General features: G+C 58.8%; 4 protein-coding genes. 3 read left to right on the top strand and 1 reads right to left on the bottom strand.

Annotation, left to right across the window (positions count from 1 at the left end; all coding sequences use genetic code 11):
* Positions 1–118 precede the first annotated feature (118 nt).
* Genes PCS43_RS33285 through PCS43_RS33295 form a run of 3 tightly spaced genes read left to right on the top strand, consistent with a single transcriptional unit; the run spans position 119 to position 4025 of the window.
* The gene (locus PCS43_RS33285; protein WP_047269064.1) at positions 119–1225 is read left to right on the top strand and encodes a tyrosine-type recombinase/integrase; all 1107 of its coding nucleotides are present in this window, start codon (positions 119–121) and stop codon (positions 1223–1225) included.
* A complete protein-coding gene (locus PCS43_RS33290) occupies positions 1222–3429 on the top strand; it encodes a tyrosine-type recombinase/integrase (protein ID WP_058037609.1) in 2208 nt (735 codons plus the stop codon). Before PCS43_RS33285 ends, PCS43_RS33290 begins: the two co-directional genes overlap by 4 nt.
* Positions 3426–4025, top strand: coding sequence for a DUF6262 family protein (locus tag PCS43_RS33295; protein WP_047269065.1), 600 nt, complete (start codon positions 3426–3428; stop codon positions 4023–4025). Before PCS43_RS33290 ends, PCS43_RS33295 begins: the two co-directional genes overlap by 4 nt.
* Positions 4026–4068: 43 nt before the next feature.
* Here the strand turns inward: PCS43_RS33295 and PCS43_RS33300 are convergent.
* A partial coding sequence (locus PCS43_RS33300) for an HNH endonuclease family protein (protein ID WP_270923251.1) occupies positions 4069–4503 on the bottom strand: 435 nt, incomplete at its 5' end.

Genomic DNA, 4503 nt, shown 5'->3' on the forward strand with positions numbered 1-4503 from the left:
GTTATCTCTAGCGCCGCATCAGGATGAAGGCACGGTAGGCACGGCGTGTCGGTCGCCCTGTCCCTCATGGTTATCTAATAGCGTCTATGCCACAGGTGGGACAGCCATAGGAGTGGCGATGTCGTGTGCTGTAGAGAAGGTCATTTCACCGACGACGGGGCAGTCGGGTTGGGTGATCGTGGACGAAGAATCCATGCGCCCGGTCGCGGAGGCTTCCGAGTGGGTGCTGTTCATGCAAGGCGCCGGAAGGTCACCTCAAACAATCCGCGCATACGTTCCTCGGGTCTGTTGGTTCTTGAACTGGACTGCCGGTCGCGGACTGGATTGGCACGAGATTCGTGTAGGTGAACTCACTCGTTTCAAATTCGCCGTCGAACACACCCCAACCGTCCACTACCGGCTGCGCTCCGGCAGATCGGTCAACGCAGTGATGACCGCTGTCGTCGAATTCCTCAGGTTCTGCGGAATGCGTGGATTGGTCTCCGCAGATGTTGTTTCTGGGCTGTCCCAGCCCAAGTACCTGGCCTACGCACCCCGCGATTTCCACGAAGGTGAATCCGGTCAGCATCGGCTGATTCGTGCCAGAACCCTCAAAGCGCCGGAAGTCGTAAAGCCTCCGGAAATTATTACTGAAGAACAGTTTTCGCATGCTCTGAACTCCGCGAACACCGAACGAGACCGTTTTCTGGTGCTGTTGCTGGTTCGTTCCGGACTCCGAATCGGAGAGGCATTGGGTTCGCGCCGTAGCGACCTGCATTTCCTTCCGACCTCGGTTCATCTGGGATGCCAGGAACGTGGACCTCATGTTCATGTTGTTCGGCGTGAAGGCAATTCGAACGGTGCCCGCGCTAAAGGACAATCCCGAGTCGTACCGGTCAGCGACGAGGTGGTCACTCAGTATCGCGAGTACCTTCTCGAACGAGACAGCGTGCCCACCGCAATGACCTCGGACTTCGTGTTCGTCAACCTTCTCGGGCATCACGCCGGTTCGCCGATGTCGTATTCGAACGCAAAACAGATTGTGGAAAGGATCGGCAACCGTGCCGGTTTCCGATTGCGGCCCCACATGTTCCGGCATACGGCAGCCACAATCTGGACGCGCAACGGCACCGGTATCGACGTGGTTCAGTCGTTGCTCGGTCATGTGAGCCGAGCATCGACCGCGATCTATCAACACCCCGACGCGGAGGACCTGAGGGCGGCAGTGGAAAGAGTGGGCATATGAGCATCACCGCTCTACCCGTCGAGTCAAGAGCCCTCTCGACTGGAAACGAACAGACCTGGAAAGCGTGGTTGATCGAACGAATCGACCCGCAATGGCGAGTCGCGGAATGGGATTCACGCCGACAGGTATTCACCGGAGACGTCGACAACGAAATGACAGCGGTCTATCTGTGCCGAGTCGACCGATGCATGACGGTCGTGGAAATCTTCGACCGCCGTTGCAGGCGGTGCGAACGCCACCGCAAGCTCAACGGGACCTCACCTTCATTCTTCGACCGGACATTCGACCCCGATTCGGTTCCACGAAGAGACGAAAAAGCCTTTTCGAAAGTCGATTTCGAACTCAGTGAGGTGAACGGCACTGTTGCGGCGGAGATTATTTACGGAGTGCAGCAGCGTGACCGTGATCAGATCATCTTGGTTCCGATGCGGATCCGCAGCATAGTTTCCCACCTCCCACCGGATTGTCGCTCACTGCTCGATGTCGCCGGAAATCGCCAGTTCGAGAAGGCACTCGGAGCTGCAGCCGGTGGTGTGTTCCGGTCGTTGGTCACACATCTGCAGCGGGCGCACGTCGTGTACTCCGGTACTGATCCCACCATGGCCGACGTGTGGAAACCTGCCGTCGTGGGCCTGCAAGCTGCTCCGGACCGGCGATACAGTGCGGCCGGTGGCGTTGTGGACTTCCGAGAGATCAGACAGCGATGGCTTCGAGAGATCACCAAACAATTCGGCCGCGAGGTACGCCCACCCGTGACGACACTGCGGCACACCGTTCATGCCGCCGAAATCGCTTCACGGCAACTCTCGCTGCGCACGAACGGCGATCACCCCGAACTACTCGACCACGGTGACATGAGCGCTGTCGTCGAGGGTTTCCGCACCAGCGCCGATCGAGAGGGCAAGCCCCATTCCTTCACCCATCGACGATCATTGCTCGGGTGGTGGCGCCGACTTCTCGAGTTCTCACGCCGCACGGGCGCAATGGATGACATCCCCGGCTCCTTCGCACTCGATCTGCGTTCGCACACAATTGCCCAGGTCGAGACCAGCGAGGACGACTTCGGACGCACGATCCCCGAACATGTCATCGCACAACTCGATCAACACCTCGAGCTGCTGGGTAGGCACTCCACGTACTCCGCGCCGGGCTGGAACCCTGACGACTACGCCATGATGTATCAGACGGTCTACCAGATCATCCGGGACACCGGTCGACGCCCGAGTGAGATCGTCGGGCTCAAACGCTCATGCCTGGACTGGGTCGACGGCAAGCCCACACTCGTCTACGACAACCGTAAACGTCGCAGAATGGGGCGTAGATTGCCGATCAGCACTGCAACGGCAACCGTGATCGACCAATGGCTCGACCACCTTCAATCGCTGTCTGTTCCGGACACACTGTGCGACTGGCTCTTTCCCACGCCGGGAACCCGCAACAACATTCGCCGCGGGCACTTGAGCGGTGCGCAGTTCGGGTCCCGGGCCTTCGCCATCTGGATCGATGCAATCCCGGAACTTGTCGACGAAAGACTCGACGATGACGGAAACCCAGCTCTCTACGACAGATCAATGATCACTCCTTACGGATTGCGGCACTCCTACGCTCAGCGGCACGCTGACAACGGCACACCGGTGGACGTCCTACGCGAATTGATGGATCACCGCAGCGTCGACACGACCATGGGATATTTCTCCGTCACACTCAAACGTAAACGCCAAGCCACCGAGGAGATTTCGAAGTTCGCGATCGACAGGCACGGACGACCGGCGGGATTCACGTCGGTAACGGAGTACGAGCGACAGTCGGTGGCCGTGCCCTTCGGAAACTGCACCGAACCCTCGAACATCAAAGCCGGCGGCCAACACTGCCCGATCCGATTCCAGTGCGCAGGATGCTCCTTCTACCGACCGGACCCGTCCTACCGGCCCGCAATCGAGCAGCATCTCGCAGAGCTGCGCACAGACAAAGAAACTGCAATCGCCACCGACTCCGCGTCGTGGGTGATCACCAACTTCGACGCCCAAATTCACGCGTTCACGGACGTCATCTCGTCGATGGACGCAATGCTTGCCGACCTGCCCGCAGACCAACGCGCGGTCATCGACAACGCCTCCCGCGAACTGAGGAAAGCGAGGACCGCAGCTGCCTTCATACCGCTCGAGTCCGTAACCACCCACACGAACGAGGACGAACAACGATGACTGCCGATGACCGTGACATACGAACCCAACGGCTCATCGCCTCCCGTCGACGTGACAGCGCTGACAAACAACGCAGAACGCTGACAGTCATCGCCGACCTCTCATCCGCTGGCGAACGCATCAACATCAGCGAAATAGCGCGTCGCGCAGGCGTTTCTCCATGGTTCATCTACAACACCGCAGCAATTCGAACCGCCGTCGAACGCGCCACAGAAGAGCACTCCCACACCGCCACCAGAAGCAGCGCCGGACGCACGTCCGCTACGGCGGACAGTCTTCACGCCGAACTGTTGATGGCGCGTGAGGAAGTTCGGGCGCTACGAACGGACCGAACCAAGCTCGAGACCAAAGTGCAACTACTACTCGGCAACCAACTCGAACACCTGCCGCACGACACACTGCTCGCCCGTATCCACGAGCTCGAACAGATAGCAGCCGAGCTGCGCTCGGACCTCGACTCCGAACGCAGACGCGCCGACACCATGACAACACGAACCGAAGAACTCCAGGACGAGCTCACCGCCGCCCGCGCCTCACTCAAAAGGATGGTTCAAAGCGTTTCTCCAGCACGACGAATCGAAGCAATCGGCACATAAGAACACACCCCAGCAAGCATCGGAATCTACGCGGAACTGTGAATCAACACGCGGACAATACGGCAGACATCGCATCCTTCTCTGCTTGAGTCACCCACAGGCGGTAGACCGACTTCACCGTGATCTGCTTCGAGACGTAGGTGCATCGGTACGCCTTGTTCGGGGGAAGCCAGGATGCGGCATCGGAATCAGACTTCTTCGCGTTCGTCGGTCCATCCACCGGGATCAGATTTCGGGGATCGTTCGCCAGATTCGTGCGCTCCTGAAGACTCAATTGTTGCGCACCCTTCTGCCACGAATCGCTCAACGCGACCACATGGTCAATCTGAACTGCAGTCGAAGTATCCTGTCCCCGAACAAAATTGATCGTCTTTCCAGTGTAAGGATCAGCCAACGTGCCAGAGAGAACAACACATTGCTTCTTTCCTTCTTTGAAGACCACGTCAGTCAGCCGCGAAGCCAACAGATTATTGCGCGT

This window comes from Rhodococcus sp. C-2 (assembly GCF_027854095.1).
Taxonomy (GTDB): Bacteria; Actinomycetota; Actinomycetes; order Mycobacteriales; family Mycobacteriaceae; genus Rhodococcus_F; species Rhodococcus_F qingshengii.